This is a genomic window from Hymenobacter endophyticus (assembly GCF_032464715.1).
In the GTDB taxonomy this organism is placed as follows: Bacteria; Bacteroidota; Bacteroidia; order Cytophagales; family Hymenobacteraceae; genus Hymenobacter; species Hymenobacter endophyticus.
Genome location: NZ_JAWDJT010000010.1, coordinates 15845 through 34280, shown reverse-complemented (window position 1 = coordinate 34280; position 18436 = coordinate 15845). Strand labels below are relative to the sequence as shown.

At 59.6% G+C, this 18436-nt stretch carries 16 protein-coding genes; 5 read left to right on the top strand and 11 right to left on the bottom strand.

The genetic code is table 11. The annotated features are described in order from the left end of the window. Nucleotides 1-12: 12 nt before the first annotated feature. Nucleotides 13-2094: a DNA mismatch repair endonuclease MutL gene (gene mutL, locus ROI90_RS14790; RefSeq protein ID WP_315999129.1), complete on the bottom strand. Its 2082-nt coding sequence runs from the start codon at nt 2092-2094 to the stop codon at nt 13-15. Nucleotides 2095-2401: 307 nt separating this feature from the next. On the opposite strand from mutL, the gene ROI90_RS14785 reads away from it, so the two are divergent. Next, nucleotides 2402-5353, top strand: a complete 2952-nt coding sequence (locus ROI90_RS14785; RefSeq protein WP_315999128.1) for a glycoside hydrolase family 3 N-terminal domain-containing protein — start codon at nt 2402-2404, stop codon at nt 5351-5353. Between the two features lie 186 nt (nt 5354-5539). Then, nucleotides 5540-6676 carry an N-acetyl-alpha-D-glucosaminyl L-malate synthase BshA gene (gene bshA, locus ROI90_RS14780; protein WP_315999127.1) on the top strand — a complete coding sequence of 379 codons (1137 nt, stop codon included), beginning with the start codon at nt 5540-5542 and terminating at the stop codon, nt 6674-6676. A 534-nt stretch (nt 6677-7210) separates the two neighbouring features. On the opposite strand, the gene ROI90_RS14775 is transcribed toward bshA, so the two are convergent. Beyond that, nucleotides 7211-7750, bottom strand: a complete 540-nt coding sequence (locus ROI90_RS14775; RefSeq protein ID WP_315999126.1) for a DUF7935 family protein — start codon at nt 7748-7750, stop codon at nt 7211-7213. A gap of 206 nt (nt 7751-7956) precedes the next feature. On the opposite strand from ROI90_RS14775, the gene ROI90_RS14770 reads away from it, so the two are divergent. Then, the gene (locus ROI90_RS14770) at nt 7957-8310 is read left to right on the top strand and encodes a HesB/IscA family protein (protein WP_315999125.1); all 354 of its coding nucleotides are present in this window, start codon (nt 7957-7959) and stop codon (nt 8308-8310) included. A gap of 79 nt (nt 8311-8389) precedes the next feature. On the opposite strand, the gene ROI90_RS14765 is transcribed toward ROI90_RS14770, so the two are convergent. From ROI90_RS14765 to ROI90_RS14755, 3 genes are read right to left on the bottom strand one after another with little or no spacing between them, the layout of a single operon-like run. Continuing rightward, on the bottom strand, nt 8390-8740 hold the full coding sequence (locus ROI90_RS14765; protein ID WP_315999124.1) for a hypothetical protein: 351 nt from the start codon (nt 8738-8740) through the stop codon (nt 8390-8392). A gap of 56 nt (nt 8741-8796) precedes the next feature. Beyond that, nucleotides 8797-9789 carry a 3',5'-cyclic-nucleotide phosphodiesterase gene (locus ROI90_RS14760; RefSeq protein WP_315999123.1) on the bottom strand — a complete coding sequence of 331 codons (993 nt, stop codon included), beginning with the start codon at nt 9787-9789 and terminating at the stop codon, nt 8797-8799. 20 nt (nt 9790-9809) lie between these two features. Continuing rightward, complete coding sequence (locus ROI90_RS14755; RefSeq protein WP_380230174.1) at nt 9810-10256, bottom strand: GNAT family N-acetyltransferase; 447 nt, start codon at nt 10254-10256, stop codon at nt 9810-9812. Between the two features lie 192 nt (nt 10257-10448). Here ROI90_RS14755 and ROI90_RS14750 point away from each other — a divergent pair, with 192 nt between their 5' ends. Then, nucleotides 10449-12035 (top strand): glycerol-3-phosphate dehydrogenase/oxidase, encoded by a 1587-nt coding sequence (locus ROI90_RS14750; RefSeq protein ID WP_315999121.1) that lies wholly within the window; start codon nt 10449-10451, stop codon nt 12033-12035. A 154-nt stretch (nt 12036-12189) separates the two neighbouring features. On the opposite strand, the gene ROI90_RS14745 is transcribed toward ROI90_RS14750, so the two are convergent. After that, the gene (locus ROI90_RS14745) at nt 12190-12825 is read right to left on the bottom strand and encodes a hypothetical protein (RefSeq protein ID WP_315999120.1); all 636 of its coding nucleotides are present in this window, start codon (nt 12823-12825) and stop codon (nt 12190-12192) included. 84 nt (nt 12826-12909) lie between these two features. Between ROI90_RS14745 and ROI90_RS14740 the strand changes: the two genes are divergently transcribed. Continuing rightward, nucleotides 12910-13800, top strand: a complete 891-nt coding sequence (locus ROI90_RS14740) for a hypothetical protein (RefSeq protein WP_315999119.1) — start codon at nt 12910-12912, stop codon at nt 13798-13800. Between the two features lie 7 nt (nt 13801-13807). Here ROI90_RS14740 and ROI90_RS14735 read toward each other — a convergent pair whose 3' ends face one another. From ROI90_RS14735 to ROI90_RS14715, 5 genes are all read right to left on the bottom strand, one after another. After that, nucleotides 13808-14686 carry a ChaN family lipoprotein gene (locus ROI90_RS14735; RefSeq protein ID WP_315999118.1) on the bottom strand — a complete coding sequence of 293 codons (879 nt, stop codon included), beginning with the start codon at nt 14684-14686 and terminating at the stop codon, nt 13808-13810. A 123-nt stretch (nt 14687-14809) separates the two neighbouring features. Next, nucleotides 14810-16141 (bottom strand): ABC transporter permease, encoded by a 1332-nt coding sequence (locus ROI90_RS14730; RefSeq protein WP_315999117.1) that lies wholly within the window; start codon nt 16139-16141, stop codon nt 14810-14812. A gap of 41 nt (nt 16142-16182) precedes the next feature. After that, on the bottom strand, nt 16183-17139 hold the full coding sequence (locus ROI90_RS14725; protein WP_315999116.1) for an ABC transporter ATP-binding protein: 957 nt from the start codon (nt 17137-17139) through the stop codon (nt 16183-16185). 123 nt (nt 17140-17262) lie between these two features. After that, nucleotides 17263-17907, bottom strand: a complete 645-nt coding sequence (locus tag ROI90_RS14720) for a hypothetical protein (protein ID WP_315999115.1) — start codon at nt 17905-17907, stop codon at nt 17263-17265. Beyond that, on the bottom strand, nt 17907-18410 hold the full coding sequence (locus tag ROI90_RS14715; protein WP_315999114.1) for an RNA polymerase sigma factor: 504 nt from the start codon (nt 18408-18410) through the stop codon (nt 17907-17909). The genes ROI90_RS14720 and ROI90_RS14715 overlap by 1 nt, the downstream gene beginning before the upstream one ends. Nucleotides 18411-18436 lie beyond the last annotated feature (26 nt).

The following is an 18436-nucleotide window of genomic DNA, read 5'->3' as shown; positions in this document are numbered from 1 at the left end:
CAACGCCTGGTTTTATTTTCGGAACAACTCCTGCAACTGGCCCAACTCCAGCATCACGATGGTGCGGCGGCCATCCGGGGTGTAGTTGGGCACCGAGCAGGCAAAGAGTTTGTCTACAATGGCCGTCATTTCCCGCTCCGAGAGGCGGGCCCCGGCGGCGGTGGCGGCCACGCGCCGGGCCAGGGCCCGGGCCATCTGCTCGCGGCGGTCCAGCTTCATGGGGCCGGCCGTGGTGCGAAACTGCTCAATGAGGCCTTCCAGCAGCTCCTTTTCGTCGCGGGCCGGTACGTCGGCCGGAATACCTTCCACGGCAATGGTGTGCTTGCCGAAGTCAGTGAAGCGGAATCCCAATGCCCGTAGCGGCTCTTCCACTTCCCGCAGAATGGCAAAATCCTGGGGCGTGAAGGTGATGGTGCGCGGGAATAGCAGGGTTTGGGAGGCACTGACTTCCCGCTCCAGACTCTGGGTGTACTGCTCGTACAAAATCCGCTCCCGGGCCGCTACCTGGTCAATCAGCATCATCCCCGATTTCACGGGCACCAGCAAATACTGCTGATGCAGCTGCAGCACCTTGTTACCGGGCCCCGTGCTGGATTCGCGCAGGGGTAGCTCGGGCGTAGCAGGTGCCGCTGCCGCGCTGGGCAGCACCACTGGCAAAGGCCCCGCTGGTGCGGCTGCTTCGGATGAGGGACGGTTCGGGGCGGGCAGCATGGCGGTAAAACCGGCCTGCAGGTTAAGCCCTCCGTTTAGAGGCTTATCATCAGCCGGCAGGTCTTCATCCGGCGCCAGGGGCGTAATAGTGGGCACGGGCACGCCCACGGCCGTGGCTTCGTGCTCCACATCGGGCACGCTCAGCTGGCTCAGGCTCTTGTAGAACTCCTCCAACTCCCGCTTGGCCTGTTCGGTGGGCCGGGGCGGCAGCTGCCGCTCGTAAGCATCCTGGGCGGCGGGGCGGCCGGGACTTTTGGCCGCGGCCCGGGCTGCCGAGGCTAGTGCATCGGGTTGATAGCCGTCATCAAACGGGTTCTTTTCCTGGCCTGACAGCCGTAGAGGCTGAATGGGCGCGAAGTTTACGTTGCCATCAAAATCCAGGGACGGAGCCATGTTGTGCAGGCCCAGGCTCTGCTTGGCGGCGGCCCGCACAATGGCATACACCGTTTTCTCGTCCTCAAACTTGATTTCGGTTTTGGTGGGATGCACATTAATATCGATGGACTTGGGGTCGAGGTCCAGAAACAGTACGTAGAAGGGGTGTGTGTCCTTAGGCAGCAGGCCCTCGTAGGCCGTCAGCACCGCGTGGTTGAGGTAGGCCGAGCGGATAAAGCGGTTATTCACGAAGAAAAACTGGTCACCCCGGCTTTTCTTGGCCGACTCGGGCTTGCCGATAAACCCGCGTACCGTCAGGAATGGCGTCACCTCCTCCACCTGGGCCAGTTGCTCCTTGTAGCCGTTGCCCAGCAGGCTCACAATGCGCTGGCTGAGTTTACCGGCCGGCAGGTTGAACACCTCCAGATCGTTCTGGAACAGCGAGAAGCCAATTTGCGGGTTGGCCAAAGCCACATGCTGAAACTCGTCCAGGATGTGGCGCATCTCCACCGCGTTGCTTTTGAGGAAGTTGCGACGGGCGGGCACGTTGAAAAACAGGTTTTTCACGCTGATGCTGGTGCCATCGGGGCAGGCCACGGGCTGCTGACTGGTAATCTGGGAGCCTTCCACCAGCAGCAGGGAGCCAGTCTCCTGGTCGCGCTGCTTGGTGCGCACCTCCACCTGGGCCACGGCCGCAATGGAGGCCAGGGCCTCGCCCCGGAACCCGAGGGTGCGGATGCGGAACAGGTCGTCGGTAGTCCGGATTTTACTGGTGGCGTGGCGCTCCAGGCTCATGCGGGCATCGGTGGGGCTCATACCCGAGCCATTATCCACTACCTGCACCAGCTGCTTACCGGCATCCTTCACGATGAGCTGCACCTGGGTGGCGCCGGCGTCCACGGCGTTTTCCAGCAGCTCTTTCACGGCCGAAGCCGGGCGCTGCACCACCTCCCCGGCGGCAATCTGGTTGGCTAAATATTCGGGTAGAAGTTGGATGATATCGGCCATGCTCAAACAAAAATCGAAAGAAAAAAGGCGGGTACTCCGAGCTGGATTTCCGGGGCTATCCGCCTGACTACAACGGGCCTCGGGAATTTATGCGTAAGTTTGCGGCCAACTTTTGTGCGTACCACCGGAGATTAATTCGTTGGTTCCTGCGTTGGGAAGTGAGGCAGGCAGGGATTCGAAGGCCAATTACAGCGGCCCCTACCCCGGCCGAACGCGCTACCCGGCACCCTTTTTGGAGGGGCAAAAGTAGGGCTTTTCGGCTCGCCTTCCAGTTTCTCTACCCCTTCAGCACGAACCACCGGAGCCGATGCTCAAAGACTTTCGGATTGGACTTTTCCTGCTAGTACTGGCCTTTCTGGGCTGGGCTGTTTCCTCCTCGGTGCCCCGCGAAAACGGCGCCCGGCCCATGTCGGTGGCCGAGCAGAACTGGGTGGACAGCGTGTTCACCTCCCTCACCCCCGACCAGCGCCTGGGCCAGCTGTTTATGGTGGCCGCCTACTCCAACAAGGACAAGCGCCACGCCCAGGCCATTGAAGGTTTAGTGCGCAATCAGGGCGTGGGCGGGCTGATGTTTTTGCAGGGTGGGCCGCGCCGTCAGGCCTTGCTCACCAACCGCTACCAGGCTGCCGCCAAAGTGCCCCTGCTCATTGCTATGGATGCCGAGTGGGGTCTGGATATGCGCCTGGATTCCAGTATGCACTTCGCTAAAGGCATGACCCTGGGAGCCATGGACGACGAGCAGTACGTGTACCAGATGGGCCGGGAAATTGCCCTCAAAATGAAGACGCTGGGCGTGCACGTCAGCTTCTCGCCCGTACTCGACGTCAATTCCAACCCCGACAATCCGGTTATCGGCAACCGCTCCTTCGGCGAAAACAAGGAGCAGGTAGCCAGCCGCGGTATCCAGTACATCCGGGGCCTGCAGGACCACGGCGTACTAGCCGTAGTCAAGCACTTCCCTGGTCACGGCGACACCGACGTGGATTCGCACGTGGCCCTGCCGGTCATCAACTCCGACATGGGCCGCCTGACCAACGTGGATCTGTATCCGTTCCAGAAGTCCTTCGAGCAGGGCGTGATGGGCGTGATGGTGGGCCATCTATATATGCCCCTGTTCGATACGGTGCGGACTCTCTCGGCCACGGTTTCCAAGAACCTGGTAACGGGGCTGCTGAAAGAAAAGATGAACTACCGGGGCCTGGTATTTACCGATGCCCTGAACATGAAAAGTGTATCCAGCCTCTACAAACCGGGGGAGCTGGATGCCTTAGCCCTGGCCGCCGGCAACGATGTGCTGCTGTTTTCGGAGGATGTGCCCGTGGCCCTGGTGAAAATCAAAGAGGCTATTGCCACCGGCAAAATCGAACAGGCCGACGTGGACCAGCGGGTGCGCAAGATTCTGCGGGCCAAGTTTTGGGCTGGCCTCAACAAGCCGCAACCCATTGATGTGCCCAACCTGATGCAGAACCTGAACCGGCCCCTGAGCCGCATGGTGCAGCAGCAAATCTATGAGCATGCTACCACGGTGGTGAAAAACCAGGATGACATCCTCCCCTTCCACCGCCTCGACACCCTGCGGATTGCCACGGTCACCATTGGCTCGGATGCTCCGACCTATAAGGAAATCATGGGCAAGTACCAGAGTGGGCCGGTATTCAGCGTATCCAACCGCTACGCTCTTGATTCCACTTTTGCCCGCATTGGTACTCAGTTGGCGCCCTACAACGTGGTGGTAGTCAGCCTGCACAACATGAACAACACGCCCACCCACAACTACGGTATCGGGGAGGGCGCGCTGAAGTTTCTGAAAGACCTGCGGGCCAACCCCAAGCTGAAAACAGTGGTGGTAGCCTTTGGTAATGCCTACTCACTGAAGTACCTGGAGGAAAACCGTAACCTAGTGTGCGCTTACGAGGATAACTACGCTTCTCACTTGGTAGTGCCGCAGGTGCTGTTTGGCGCCCTGCCTGCCAAGGGACGCCTGCCCGTAACGGTTTCCGAAAACCTGAAAACCGGCCTGGGCCTGCCCACTCCCGACTTTAAGCGCCTGCGCTATGGTACGCCCGAGGAAGCAGGACTGGACTCCAAAGTGCTGGCCCAGATTGACAATGTGGCCCTCGAAGCCGTGGCCTACGCCGCCGCCCCTGGTTGCCAGGTGCTAGTAGCTAAGGATGGCATGGTGGTGTTCGATAAAAGCTACGGCTACTGCACCTACGACAAGCAGCAGCCCGTCAATAATACGACGCTCTATGACCTTGCTTCGGTAACCAAAGTAGCTGGCACGCTGCAGGCCATCATGTACCTCAAGGACCAAGGCAAACTCAACCTCGACGATAAGGTAGCGTCCTATCTACCTGAGCTGAAAGCCACCAACAAGCGCGACATGACGGTGCGGGAGGTGCTCATGCACCAGGCCGGCCTCAAGCCCGGTATTCCGACCTGGGAAAAAACCATTACCAAAACCGGCCCCAAGCCTACCTTTTACGCCAGCACCGAGTCGGCCGAGTTTTCCCGGGAGGTAACCCCCGACCTGTACAGCCTGCGCACCTCCGATGACTCCGTCTGGACCTGGGTGCAGCGCTCCAGCCTGCTGCCCAAAACAAAGGGCAAGTACCCCGTCGAATACTCCGACCTAAGCTTCATCATTCTGAAGCGCGTGGCAGAGAAAGTGCTGCAGCAGCCTATTGATGCGTTTCTGCAGAAGAACTTTTTCCAGCCGCTGGGCCTGGGCAACATGACCTACAACCCGCTCAGCAAATTTCCCAAGTCCTGCATCGCCCCTACTGAAAACGACACGTACTTCCGCCGCACTCAGCTGCAAGGTACCGTGCACGACCAAACGGCGGCCATGATTGGGGGCGTGGGCGGCCACGCGGGCCTGTTCTCGAATGCTAACGACCTGGCCATCCTGATGCAGATGAACCTGCAGAACGGTCGCTACGGCGGGCAGCGCTACTTCCAGACGCCCGTGGTTACGGAGTTTGCCCGCAGCACCGAGGCCGGCAACCGCCGCGGCCTGGGCTGGGACCGGGGCGACCCAAGCAAGCCCGAAGGCCCCACCAGTAACCTCTCCCCGGCCAGCACCTTTGGCCACACCGGCTTCACGGGCACCTGCGTGTGGATGGACCCGGAAAACAAAATCCTCTACATCTTTCTTTCTAACCGCGTGTACCCCGACGCCGGCAATAACAAGCTGCGCCAGTACAACATCCGCACCCGCATCCACGACGTAATCTACAAGTCGCTGCAGAAGACATGATGTGTTGTCCAGCTTTTCCGTTCCTTTGATTCCGCAATCGGCGGCAGCGCGTTCCTCGGAGCGACCTGCCGCCGATTTTTTTGTCCTTGCTCAGTCGTTGCGCGCGTTGCGCCCCATGACAGCCTCTCCTCTCACTACTTCAGCCGTTCCCGTAACGGCGCAAGCCAACGCTTACGCTCCTCTCCCATGAACATCGGCATTGTCTGTTACCCTACGTTTGGCGGCTCCGGCGTGGTGGCCACCGAGCTAGGCAAAGCCCTGGCCCAGCGCGGCCACCGGGTGCACTTTATCACCTACAGCCAGCCGGTCCGCCTCGATTTCTTCAACGAGAACCTGTTCTACCACGAGGTGTACATTCCGCCCTACCCGCTGTTCCAGTTCCCACCCTACGAGCTGGCCTTAGCCTCAAAGATGGTGGACATCGTGCAGAACGAAAAGCTGGACGTGCTGCATGTGCACTACGCCATTCCGCACGCCTCGGCAGCCTACATGGCCAAGCAGATTCTGCTCACCCGTGGCATCCGCATTCCGGTCGTCACCACCCTGCACGGCACCGATATTACGTTGGTGGGCAAGGATGCCAGCTACGAACCAGTAGTAACCTTCAGCATCAACCAATCGGATGGTGTAACGGCCGTTTCGGCGGATTTGCGCCGCGAAACCTACGAGTACTTCGCCATTGAGAAGGACATTGAGGTAATTCCGAACTTCATCAACCTGGTGCGCTTCCAGAAGCAGGACAAGGGCCACTTCAAGGCGGCCATTGCCCCCAACGGCGAAAAGCTGCTGGTGCACACCAGCAACTTCCGCTCGGTGAAACGGGTGGAAGACGTGGTGCAGATTTTTGCGGGCGTGCGCAAGCAGATTCCGGCCAAGCTGTTGCTGGTGGGTGATGGCCCCGACCGGCCCCGCATCGAAAAGCTCTGCCGCGAAATCGGCTACTGCGACGATATCCGCTTTCTGGGCAAGCTGGAAGCCGTGGAAGAGGTGCTCAGCATTGCCGACCTGTTCCTGATGCCTTCTGAAAAGGAAAGCTTTGGGCTGGCCGCTCTGGAGGCTATGGCTTGCGAGGTGCCCGTTATCAGCACCAACGCCGGCGGCATTCCGGAGCTGAATGAGCACGGCCTCACCGGCATGGTCAGCGAAATCGGCGACGTGCCCGACATGGTGAAAAATGCCCTCTACGTGCTGGAAGAAGAAAACCTGCCCCGCTTCAAAGCCGCTGCCCGCGCCCACGCCGAAACCTTTGCCGTGGAAATCATCGTGCCCCACTACGAAGCCTGCTACCAGCGTGCCATTGATGCAGCCTTGGTAACGATGTAGCAGATATGCACTAAAACCAGTGTTAGCGGTATTTCCTTATTAGGAACTGGGAATACATTGCCATAGAAAGCCCCTGATACAGCTATTGAGTATCAGGGGCTTTCTGTGTGCAAACAATCGTTCCCGTCGCTGACTACATAACTGCTCAATCCGGTTCTTCATCCGGGGTTGAAGGATTACCGCTCAAATAAGCCATAGCAGCCGTTAATATCAACGTACCCAACACCAGTAGGAACGTGGTGCCGGAGCCATTCTGTCCCGTTTTGTGGCTCCCCATGGCGAGGAACATTCCTCCCCACCAACTGATGAAGGCCGTGAGCATGGTGGCGGCCCGACTAGGGCGCCTATCTGTTACATGAGTTACCACCACCTGCGCAAGCACCCCTATTCCAAGCGGGACACCCACTGCCAACAAAATAACACTCCATAGTACCGAGCCCATAGAGGCGCCACTTTTATGCATTTCGGCGTGCGCGGGCCCACTCATCAGTGCCCAGATAATACCGGCCGCAACGGTGCGTTTGCCCTTGTGCATCAGAACATAGCTACGGCTTCGCGCTTCACAGCCAGCAGGGCGGCTTCCACGGGGTCCGGTTGGTTGTCCTGCATTAGGGTTTCCAGCACCCGGCGGGCCAACTCAGGGCCGCGGGCTTCCTGGGGGTTGGGCAGGCTGCGGAATTGGGAGCTTACCAAGTTTACTACCGACTCCCGCGCCTGCTTCACGGCGGCCCAGGTTTCGGGCTGCATGTACAATTGCTGGCTGAGGTTATGCTCCATTTCGGCCCGGATTTCTTGGAGCAGCAGGCGGTGGTAGTCGGCGGCGGGCAGGCCGGCGCTACTCACGCGCACCAGCAGGTTGTTGGGGCTAATACGCTCCAGCAGCAGCGTGACGCGCTCCAGGGCCTGCAGGCGCAGCGGCAGAGTGGTTTTGCTGGCTTCCAGACGCATTTCAATGAGGCGGCGCTGCTGCTCCCGCTCCAGAAACTGCTGGAACAGGTAGTAAATAGCCCCGGCCACAATGAGGGCGGGCAGAATAATTTTGAGTAAGTCGAAGAGGTAGGCGGCAGAATCCATGCGGGAGGAAAGTAGCGTAAAAAGGCCGTAGGGCAGTAGCCAGGGCCGGCAAAGATACTCCGTGAACCGGAGGGCTCAAGCCGTTGTTATACGACCAAACGCGGCAAACGATCGACGTAGTGTGGCTACCCCGATGCCGGCCGGTATTCAGAACTACTACTTGCTTCGTATCTTTGCCGTCTTACTTCTCTAAAGACGAACTCACTATGGCAACGGCCGTTTCCACGAAACTTGCTCCCATCAGCCTCACTTCCCGCGCCCTGGAGGAGGTCCGCAATATTCTGATTGAGAAAAATGTACCCGGCGAGTACGGCCTGCGCGTGGGTGTACAGGGCGGGGGCTGCTCGGGCATGAGCTACCTGCTGGGTTTCGACAAACCCAAGGATCAGGACGAAACCTTTGACCTGGATGGGGTGCTGCTCATCATGGATAAGAAACACGCCATGTACGTGCTGGGTATGGAGGTTGACTTCCAGGACGGGCTTAATGCCCGGGGCTTTGTGTTCAACAACCCCCAGGCCAAAAGCACCTGCGGCTGCGGCTCCTCGTTCTCGTCGTAGTCTGCCGGCAACCACGTATTGTAAACAAAAAGCCCCTGGCAGCATTGCCAGGGGCTTTTTGTTTTGTTGAAGCCACTAGTTAAGCCGGCGTCGTGAGCAGGGCCACCACGGCGGCGGGGTCTTCTACCTCAATGATGAGCTGGTTGTACTCGTCGTGCTCCAGATCAATGATGATGGCCTTATCGGCGTTGTGCACGTCCCAGAAGATGCGCTTGTCCTCGTGCAGGAAGGTGCCGGCCGCCAGCAGGCCCGGAATGTGGGTGCCGGGCATACGCCAGCCTTTCCACCAGCCCTTCAGCACCTCGGCGTCCTGCCGGGCCCCGGTAATATGGCCGCGCGGAATCTGCAGCTGACTTTTGAACGCCCAGAGCTTGTGCAGGCCCCGCACTTTAAAATGCACTTCATTATCCTGAATCGATACATCAACCATACTTGCTTGTGAAATAGTAATGAAGGGAAGAATTTATGGCGGGTAAGTCATCAGATTTACAACTCCAGCCGCTGCCCCTGTTCCGGGAAAACTAGCCGGAGCTGCAGTGTATTAGCTTCCCGTAGCTGCTGGCGGATATCCTTTTCGTTGCCAGCCGTGGGCTTGATATGTGTAACGACAACCGGCAGCCCACGCATGGCCTCCGGGCCCGCAAGCTGAGCCAGTACGCCCAACTCCCGCAGCAGTAGGGCCGGCGTGAGGTGGCCGAACAGCTGTTTTTCCGGCTGGGAGTTGGCGTAGGAGGCTTCCATGAACACGCCCTTGAGCTGCCGGGCTTTCACCAAGGGTGCCACCGCCTGCCACAGCTGGCGGAGGTTGTCGGTTTGCTCTACGGCATCGGCCCCGGTGTCGCCGAGGTAGAGCAGGTAGTTACGGCCGCTACGCACCAGAAACGCGGCGCTTTGGAAGGGGCGGCCGTGGCTGAGCACGAAGGTCTGCACCTGCAGCGGCGTGTTTTCCACGGGTATTTCCCGGCCCGGCACCAGCTCCCGCAGCTGGTACTTGCCCAACGAGGGTGGGGTACCGCCGGGCCCAAAGTTGGGCCAGGCCCGCCAGTTGAAGTAGTCGCTTTGAATAGTCCTCAGGCAGCCAGGCAGGCCGTAGATGCTTTTGGGAGTGTCATCCGGGGCGTTCAGCAACAGGCCCGCTATGTGGTCGAGGTGGGCGTGGGAAATCAGGTAGGCTTTGATGCTGGTGCGGATGATTTCCCCGGCGGCGCCGGTTAATGCCTGGCTGGCCACGGCTTTTTCTACGCCGCCGTACACGGTACCGGCATCCAGGCAAACGTAAGCCGGAGAGCCTACCGCCGCCACCAGATACGCCGAGAGGTTGCCCTCGGCCAGCCCACCCTTCACGCCCAGCGGAACAACGGTGAAAGTCGGCTGACTGTTGGGTTGCCCTGCACTGCTCCGGGAACACACCAACAGCGTCAGCACCACCATGCCGCCCGCACCCAGCCGGCGCAAACGACAACACAGGTTATTATTCATCGGGACTAAAAGGTTGTGCATCAATGGCCAGACTTTTCATTCCACCGCTCCTTGGTCAACTCAAACCGTACCTCCCCGCTGCTGGTGCGGCCGGTAGCTTGCCAGCCCTGGCGGTGGTAGAACTCCTCGGCCCGGGTGCCGGGGCTGGTAGTGAGCCAGATGGTATGGCCGGTTTGGGCGAAGTACCAGTTGAGCATGAGTCGGTGCAGCGTCTTGCCGATTCCCTGCCCGTCGAAGTCGGGATGCACGAACAGGGCCCAGATACTGTACTGCTGGGCATCCACAATGGCAAAACCCACCACCCGGCCCGCTGTTTCGGCCACCCAACCCCGGCCGCGCTGCGTGAGGTACTCTTGGTAATCGGCCTCCGTTACCAGGGCGCGGTTGCGCAGCACATTTTCGCGCACGGCAAAACGTACTTCCGCCAAAGCGGGAATATCGGCAGGAAGGGCAAGGCGGTAGTGCATAAGCAGGTGGAAGGTTGCCGGTCCGGCAGGCGCAGCCTGTCGGGCCGGTTGACGTATGCTGATGGTGTGGCGGCGTTGTTCTGGTGAACCTGACGACAACCGGCCCGATGGCCTGCAGCCGCCGGACCGGGCCGAAAATTATCCATTTTCACCGCAATCCGTTGAGAGCAGAACGTTATACTTCTCATGCCGATGCCGCCCATTCCTGACGTCCTCCCCTTCCAACGTGCCACCTTGCTGCAGCAGCTTGCCACCACGCCCGTCTGGGACCTTGTGGTGATTGGAGGCGGAGCCACCGGGCTGGGGGTGGCCCTAGATGGGCTCAGCCGGGGTTACCGCACGCTGTTGCTGGAACACACCGATTTCGCCAAGGGCACCAGCAGCCGCAGCACCAAGCTGGTGCACGGCGGGGTACGCTACCTGGCCCAGGGCGACATCAGACTGGTGCGGGAGGCACTGCACGAGCGGGGGCTGCTGCTGAAAAATGCCCCTCACCTCTGCAAAAACCAGTCATTCATCATCCCAAGCTATACCTGGTGGGGCGGCCTGTTTTACACCGCCGGCCTGAAGCTGTATGATTTGCTGGCTGGCCGCCTTCGCCTGGGTGCCACGGCCCACGTCAGCTCCCAGGAAACCCTGCGGCGGCTGGGCAACCTGCGGCCGGCTGGGCTGCGCGGTGGCGTGGTGTACCAGGATGGGCAGTTTGATGATGCCCGCCTGGCCGTGAACCTGGCCCAGACGGGCATTGAGCTGGGTGGTACCCTGCTCAACCACATGGCCGTAACGGGCCTGCTGAAAAATGCCAAGAACCAAGTATTCGGCGTGCGGGCCGTGGACCAGGAAACCGGCCGGGACTACGAGCTGTACGCCCAAGCCGTGGTCAATGCCACGGGCATCTTTGTAGATACTATCCGTCAGCTCGACCAGCCCGGTACCCCCAAGCTGGTGCGGCCCAGCCAGGGCGTACACCTGGTACTGGACAAGTCGTTTCTGCCCGGCGACGATGCGCTGATGATTCCCAAGACTGAGGACGGACGGGTACTGTTTGCCGTGCCCTGGCACGGGCGCGTGGTGCTGGGCACCACCGATACGCCTCTTGCCGAAGCCCATGAGGAGCCGCAAGCTTTGGCAGAGGAAATCGACTTTATTCTGCGCACGGCGGGCCGCTACCTGGCCCGCCTACCCCGCCGCCCCGATGTACTGAGTATGTTTGCCGGGCTCCGCCCGCTAGCAGCTCCACAGAACTGCTCGGGCAGCACCAAGGAAATTTCGCGCAGCCACAAGATTCTGGTATCCGAAACCGGGCTCATCACCATTACAGGTGGTAAATGGACCACCTACCGCCGCATGGGACAAGATGTAGTGGACAGGGCTATCCGCCTGGGCAGGTTGCCGAAAGCCGCCAGCCGCACGGCCACACTGCCCATTCACGGGGCCCGACCCACCACCGACTTCAGCAGCCACTTCTACGTGTACGGCTCCGACCAGCCCCACCTGCTCCAACTCATGCAGCAGCAGCCCGAACTGGCCGAAAAGCTCGACCCCAACTTAGAATTTCGTCGGGCGGAGGTGGTGTGGGCGGCCCGCTGTGAAATGGCCCGCACCGTGGAGGACGTGCTGGCGCGCCGTGTGCGGGCACTGTTTCTGGACGTGCGAGCCGCCATTCGGATGGCTCCGGCCGTGGCGGCGCTATTGGCCCAGGAACTTGGTTTTGACGAGGCGTGGCAGCGGCAGCAAGTAGTTGACTTCACCGCGTTGGCGCAGCATTATTTGCCTTGAGCGGGGTAGCCTTTACCAAATCGTTACACAAATAGCCACCGCTGCATCCATTGTAAACTACCGGCCAGAGGGTACCTTCCCAGCGGTGTACAATGGATGCAGCAGCGGCTGTAGGTGAAGCGGGCTAGCGGCGCCCTGCCTGGCGCGGCCTTTATTACCGGAGGGTATGGGGGTAGCCGATTTCTGTGAGGTCAGCTTCCAGCTGCAGCCAGTCCTGAAGCTCATGATTGAGGGTGAGGGCGGCGGTTTTGGTTAGGGGCTCGTGGTGGTAGAGGGCGGCTACGGCTTCTGTTTCCAGGGGCTCCCGCTCGATTTCGTCGAGGTAGTATTCGTTGGCCCAATCAGCGTAGGTAGCGGGGTCATTGTCGAAGATGTAGAGCAATTCTTCCGAGCCGTCTTCCTCGTTTTCCACTACGCCGGTTTGCCAGCCGTGAGCGGGCGTGTACCACGCGCAAAACGTGGTGCCAATGGAATTGACCGGCTCCCCAAAGATAAACTCATCGAAAGCATCGGGCAGACCGCGCGTTATCTGGGCCTTGTCGGGCTGGTCGTACTCGTGGAGGAAGCCGTTGATAACGCAGCCCTCGGGCCGGAACAGCACCAGCATCTGGTCGCCCTCCCCGTCGCTCATTTCAAATACGGCCTCGTTTTCATCCCACTGGGGGTTGTAGGTATAGTAACGAAATTCCGGGTCGGGCGAGTTGACGGCATCCAGGGCGGCCAGAGACACGCACAGGCGCTGCAGGGCGGCCGCGTTGGGAAGCTGGGAAAGGTCGAGAGTGGAAATCATAGATGGGAATGGTAGAAATGCCGAAGTTCTTGGTAACGGTTGAAAGTAGCCTTGATACGTTACATTGGCTTTTTTATTTCTCTTATGCAGCTGTATTCCTACTGGGCCCGGGCTACACTCGATTGCCTGGACGCCGAAGGCAACTCATACCACCTGGTCGCCTACGGGGGTAGCAACGCCACGCAGGCCGCCGCCCAGGAGGCCGCCCACCAGCTGCTGCAGATCCGGCAGGCCCGCTTGCTGGAGCCCGGCGTTCTGGGAGAATACCCAACTGGCTCTGCGCCCCTCCGCGAACAGCTGGTTCAGCGTGTTCAGGATGCGCAGGGCCGAGAGTTAGGGGCCATTACCCGTAACCGCTACGGTAGCCTCGTGCTGAATGCCCCGAGCTTTATGATGCTGGATGTAGACGACCATGACCTGCAACAGAGCCTACCTCGAAAATCGGCTACCGAGCCGTTCAGCCTCCGCGGGTTTCTGCGTACCCTCTTCAACCCTCCGCCGCCGCCGCCGCCCCTGCCCGATGCACAGGCCCAGCTCCAGCTGCGGTTGGCTGCCTGGCTTCAGCTATATCCTGCCTGGAATTTTCGGGTGTACCGCACCCGCCTGGGTTTCCGCATCCTCGTCACGCATCAGCTGCTACACCCCACTAGCGCGGAAGCCCGGGAAGTATTTGCGGCCATGCGCACCGACAGCCTTTACGTGCGGCTGTGCCAGCAGCAGGAGTGCTACCGTGCCCGCCTGAGCCCCAAGCCCTGGCGCGTGGGCTGGAGGCGCCCGCCCCACCCTTTCCCCTACGATACTGCCGCCCAACGTGCGCAGCAGCAGGAATGGGAGCAGCAGTACCACACTCGGAGCGAGGAATACTCAGTGTGCCGGTGGGTGGGCGAATACGGCAGCGGCCACGTTTGCCCTGAGGCAGCAGTGCTTACGGAGCTCCACGATGCCGCCTGCCTGGGCGACAAAAAACTGGCGTAAACCAGGCTTAATACGTTTTGGTCATATCCTGAGGCACTACCACCACGAAATCCGCTTTCTGCTGGTTGTCCTGGGCGAGCTTATCCAGTTGCTCCTGAGCAACCGCGCTAATGGTGAGCACCTTCAGTTTTGGGTTCTGCTGGCGCAGGTAGGCCAGAATACCGTCGTGGTTGTCGGAGTGGTAGGCGCCGTTGAGGTGAAGCAGCAGGTGGCCTTCGGGGCGGGCCTGGTTGAGAAAGTAGGCCATAGTAGCATCCTTGAGCGCCTGGGCCCGGATGATGTTCTGGGTACCCACCGAGTGGGCCGCGTCGCCCCCGAACATCTTGGCCATGTTCTGGTAGCCGGGTAAGCTGAAATCCACGACCAGCGGCAACGGAGTCAGCCAGGCTTTTTCGGCGGCGGGCAGGGCATCCAGAGCCTCCAGGCCGCCTTTGGCCACCTGGGAAGCGTAGCGGCGCGGCACGTTGGTACCCACCACCCGGAACTTCTGCTGCCGCGCCAGCTGCAGTAGCGGGCGGTAATCAGTAGCGTAGTTGGGCCAGGGGCGGCTGTCGGCTTCAAAGGCTTTATCGTCCAGCTCACCGGTAGTATACTGGTCCACCAGGGGCTGCACGTCCCGCTCAAACATTTCCAGGCCCAGCACCAGCTGGCCCTGGCGCAGGCGCAGCAGGTCCTTGGTAAGCTGCAGCTCCAGCCAGTGGGCAATGGGGTCGTTGTGCTGCTCCCCGAAGAACACCACATCGGCCTGGGTCAGCTCCTTCAGCATTTTGTCGTAACCGGCCGGCTTACCGGCGGCCGTGAACAGGCGGTAAGCTGGCTTGTCCTGGGCGCGTACAGAAAGACTGATCAGCAGCAGCAGTGCCAACGAAAGAAACGGAATACGCATGGCACGAAGATACTGGCTACCCGCGAGTCGGAGAGACTTCATAGCCTACAACCAAACTGCCCCAGCTCCTTGCGGAACCGGGGCAGTTGCGGCGTACTCTGAGGGGAGAGAAATTTAGTCTTTCTAGCCTTTATAAAACAGCCACTTCGACAGCTCGCCGTACGTCACCTTCTTGCCGTACATCAGAATACCTACCCGGTAGATGCGGGCGGCCAGCCAGATGGTACCCACGAACCCCACAATCAGCAGTAGCATGGAGAGGCCCAGCTGCCACATGGGCACTCCCCCGAACGGCAGGCGCATCATCATGGCAATGGGGGAAGTCAGCGGAAACATTGACATCCAGAAGGCTACCTGCCCATTGGGGTTGGTAGTGAGTGTGGCCTGAGCTACCACAAAGGTGAGTACCAGCGGCATGGTCACGGGCATCATAAACTGCTGGGTATCGGTTTCACTGTCTACGGCCGAGCCGATGGCCCCGAACAAGGCCCCGTAAAACAGGTAGCCGCCCAGGAAGTAGAACAGGAAGCAGCCTACAATTAACGGCACGTTGATATCGGCATTCTTTAGTGCCTGAATCATCTCGTTGCCCTCTTTTTGGGTTTCCTTGGCCTTCACGGTAGCCACATTGCCAGCCGCCGTGTTTACGCGCTCCACTTGGTTCTGCGCTATTTTATCAGGACTGATGGAGCCAGCAACCACCGACGTAATTCCGAGGGACAACACCACCCACAGGGCCAGCTGCGTGAAGCCTACGCCGGCAATACCCAACACTTTGCCCATCATCAACTCGAAGGGCTTCACCGAGGAAATAACCACTTCCACAATGCGGTTGGTTTTCTCCTCCATCACCCCGCGCATGATTTGAATGCCGTAGATGAAGATGAACATATAAATCAGGAAGCCACACACGTACGCCACAAAGGTGCTTACGCCCGTGCTGGAACTCCGCTCCCCGTCGTCGCTGAGGCTGATGGTTTGCAGGTCTACATCAGCCTTCATGGTATTGAGCACTGCTTGGTCGAGGCCAGCCTTTTTGAGGCGCTGGGCTTCCACGGCATTTTCTACGGAACGCTCAATATCCCGCTGCAACGACATTCCCAGGCCCTTGCGGGAGAATACCTGGAAGCCTTCGGGGTTAGCCATGTCCAGCTTGGGCACGTACAGCAGGGCATCGTATTTAGCCTTGTTGAATTCGGCTTTAGCGGCCGGCAAGTTGGCGGATACGCGGGTGAAGCTGATGTCGTCCTTGGCTTCGGGCAGCTTATCCGTAAACAGGCCACCGGCATCGGCTACGGCCACCACCTTGCCGTTATCCGACATGGTAGCAATAAGTACGGGCACCGCGAAGATGGCCGCCGTAATCAGCGGCCCCAGCAACGACATGATTATAAAGCTCTTTTTGCGCACCCGGGTCAGGTATTCGCGCTGGGCAATCAGCCAGGTTTTCGACATAATCAGGAAAATTTCAGAAGGAGAATAGACAGCCGCCCGCCTTACACCAGCGCGCCATCGGTTTCGGGCACATAGTCGGGCTGGGTTTCGCGCACCCGCCGGATAAAGATGTCGTTGATGCTCGGAATCATCTCCCGGAAAGCGTGCACCTCCACGTTGCCCGGCCCGATGAGGTAGCGTAGCAAATCGTTGGGTGTGGCCCCGGCGTGCAGCTTAATGATATCGTAGAAATGGCCATTTTCGCGCTCCTGATGCTTTATCACCTCAAAATCGGGGTGGATAATCATGGGGCGGCCCATGCCCTCTACCTCGTAGGTTTGGGTGCGGTAGGCGTCACGTACCTGGCGCACGGGGCCGTCCAGCACTTTTTTCGAGCGGTTGATGAGGGCAATATGGTCGCACATTTCCTCCACCGATTCCATGCGGTGCGTGGAGAAGATGATGCTGGCGCCCCGGTCGCGCATGGCCAATATTTCGTCCTTGAGCAGGTTGGCGTTGATGGGGTCGAAGCCGGAGAAGGGCTCATCCAGAATTACCAGCTCGGGCTCGTGCACTACGGTGGCAATAAACTGTACCTTCTGTTGCATACCCTTGCTCAGGTCCTCAATGTTCTTGTCGGCCCACGATTTGATATCGAAGCGCTCCAGCCAGTTCTTGATTTTCAGGCGGGCCTCATCCTTATGAATACCCTTTAGCTGGGCCAGGTACATGAGCTGCTCCCCTACTTTCATCTTCTTATAGAGCCCCCGCTCCTCGGGCAGGTAGCCGATGCGGCCAATGTGCGAAGGGTTAAGCTTCTCGCCCCGGAACAGCACTTCCCCCGCATCGGCCCCGGTTATCTGGGTGATGATGCGGATGAGGGAGGTTTTGCCGGCTCCGTTAGGACCTAGCAGGCCGAAGATGGAACCATCGGGCACTGAGAGGCTTACGCCATCAAGGGCCGTATGCGCGGCATAGTGCTTGCGTACGTCGCGCACTTCGAGGATTGGTGGTTTCATAGCGCAGAAAGACAGAGTAGTTACAACCGTAATATTACAGGAACCCGATACAGAAGCCGCCGAAATTCCAACCAACCGGCATTTTGGTAGCCTGAACTGTCGGAAATGACGCCTGAACGGGAGCTATTCCACGGTTTCCAGTTCCCGCAGGGCTGCTTCCAGCTGGTCGAGGTGGCGGCCGTACTTTTTCTGCTGCATGTACTTCTCCTGGTACAACAGGCCAACAAAGAGCGCAACAATGGCCAATACTACCAGAACGGCTGTGCCCCAATCCAGCGTACCTGTACGCGCGGCCGTCAGCATGTCCTGAAAGCGCACGAAGAAAACGGATAGTATAATAGTAGCCAGAAACACCATGCCGGCGTAGGTTTTATTGCGCAGCAGCAGGCGTATCTGCCGAATAGAGTGGCTTAGGTGGCTGTACGTGGACGTATCACTAGTCTGAAGCTGGGCAATAAGCTGGCGTTTGCGGTAGGTGGTCCAGGCGGTGAAGGATACCATCAGCCCCACGCAGGTAAAGAGCAGCAACTGCCCCACGAAGGATTTCTGCCCCAGGTAACGAGTCGTCAGGTTGGCAATATTTCCCACATTCAGCACCAACACAAACAGCAGGATGCGCTGCTCTTTTTTGGTATTGCGCAGCATGGCGCTTACGGGGGTATCTGCTTGATTGGCGAGCATGGCTTGGAGTTTTTGGTGGGTAAGAGAAGGCTCAGGCGCAGTGGTAGATTGTTGCCGCCACTGCTGGCGAAAGTTGGCGAGTTCCATCAGGCAGTGAGGGGTAACAGTTGGCGAAGCTTGTCCTGCACGCGGTGCATTTTCACGCGCACATTATTCTGGGTGATGCCGAGGATGTCGGCCATTTCCTCGTAGGTGCGCTCCTCCAGGTAGAGCAGCACAAAGGCCTTTTCCACGTCGGAGAGCCGCTCGATGGCCCGATACAGGTGGGCCAGGTCGTCGGCATCGGGGCCATCGGGGGGCGGAGCCGGCACCTCGGGCGGGGCCGCCTCACCAAAGCGGGCCGGCGTGGGGGCGCGGGTGCGGCGGCGTAGGTCGGTAATGGCCACATTCAGCGCCACCCGATACAGCCAGGTGCTCACTTTGGCAACTCCCGGCCGGTACTGCGGCCAGGCCCGCCACAGTTGCAGCACTATTTCCTGGTACAAGTCCTGCCGCTCCTCCGCATTGGGGCAATACAGGCGCGCTACCCGCCGCAGCAGGGGCTGGTGCTCGTTCAGCAGGCGCAGAAAATCCGGAGAGGCGGCAGACATACGGTGGGGAAGTTTGCCGGATATAT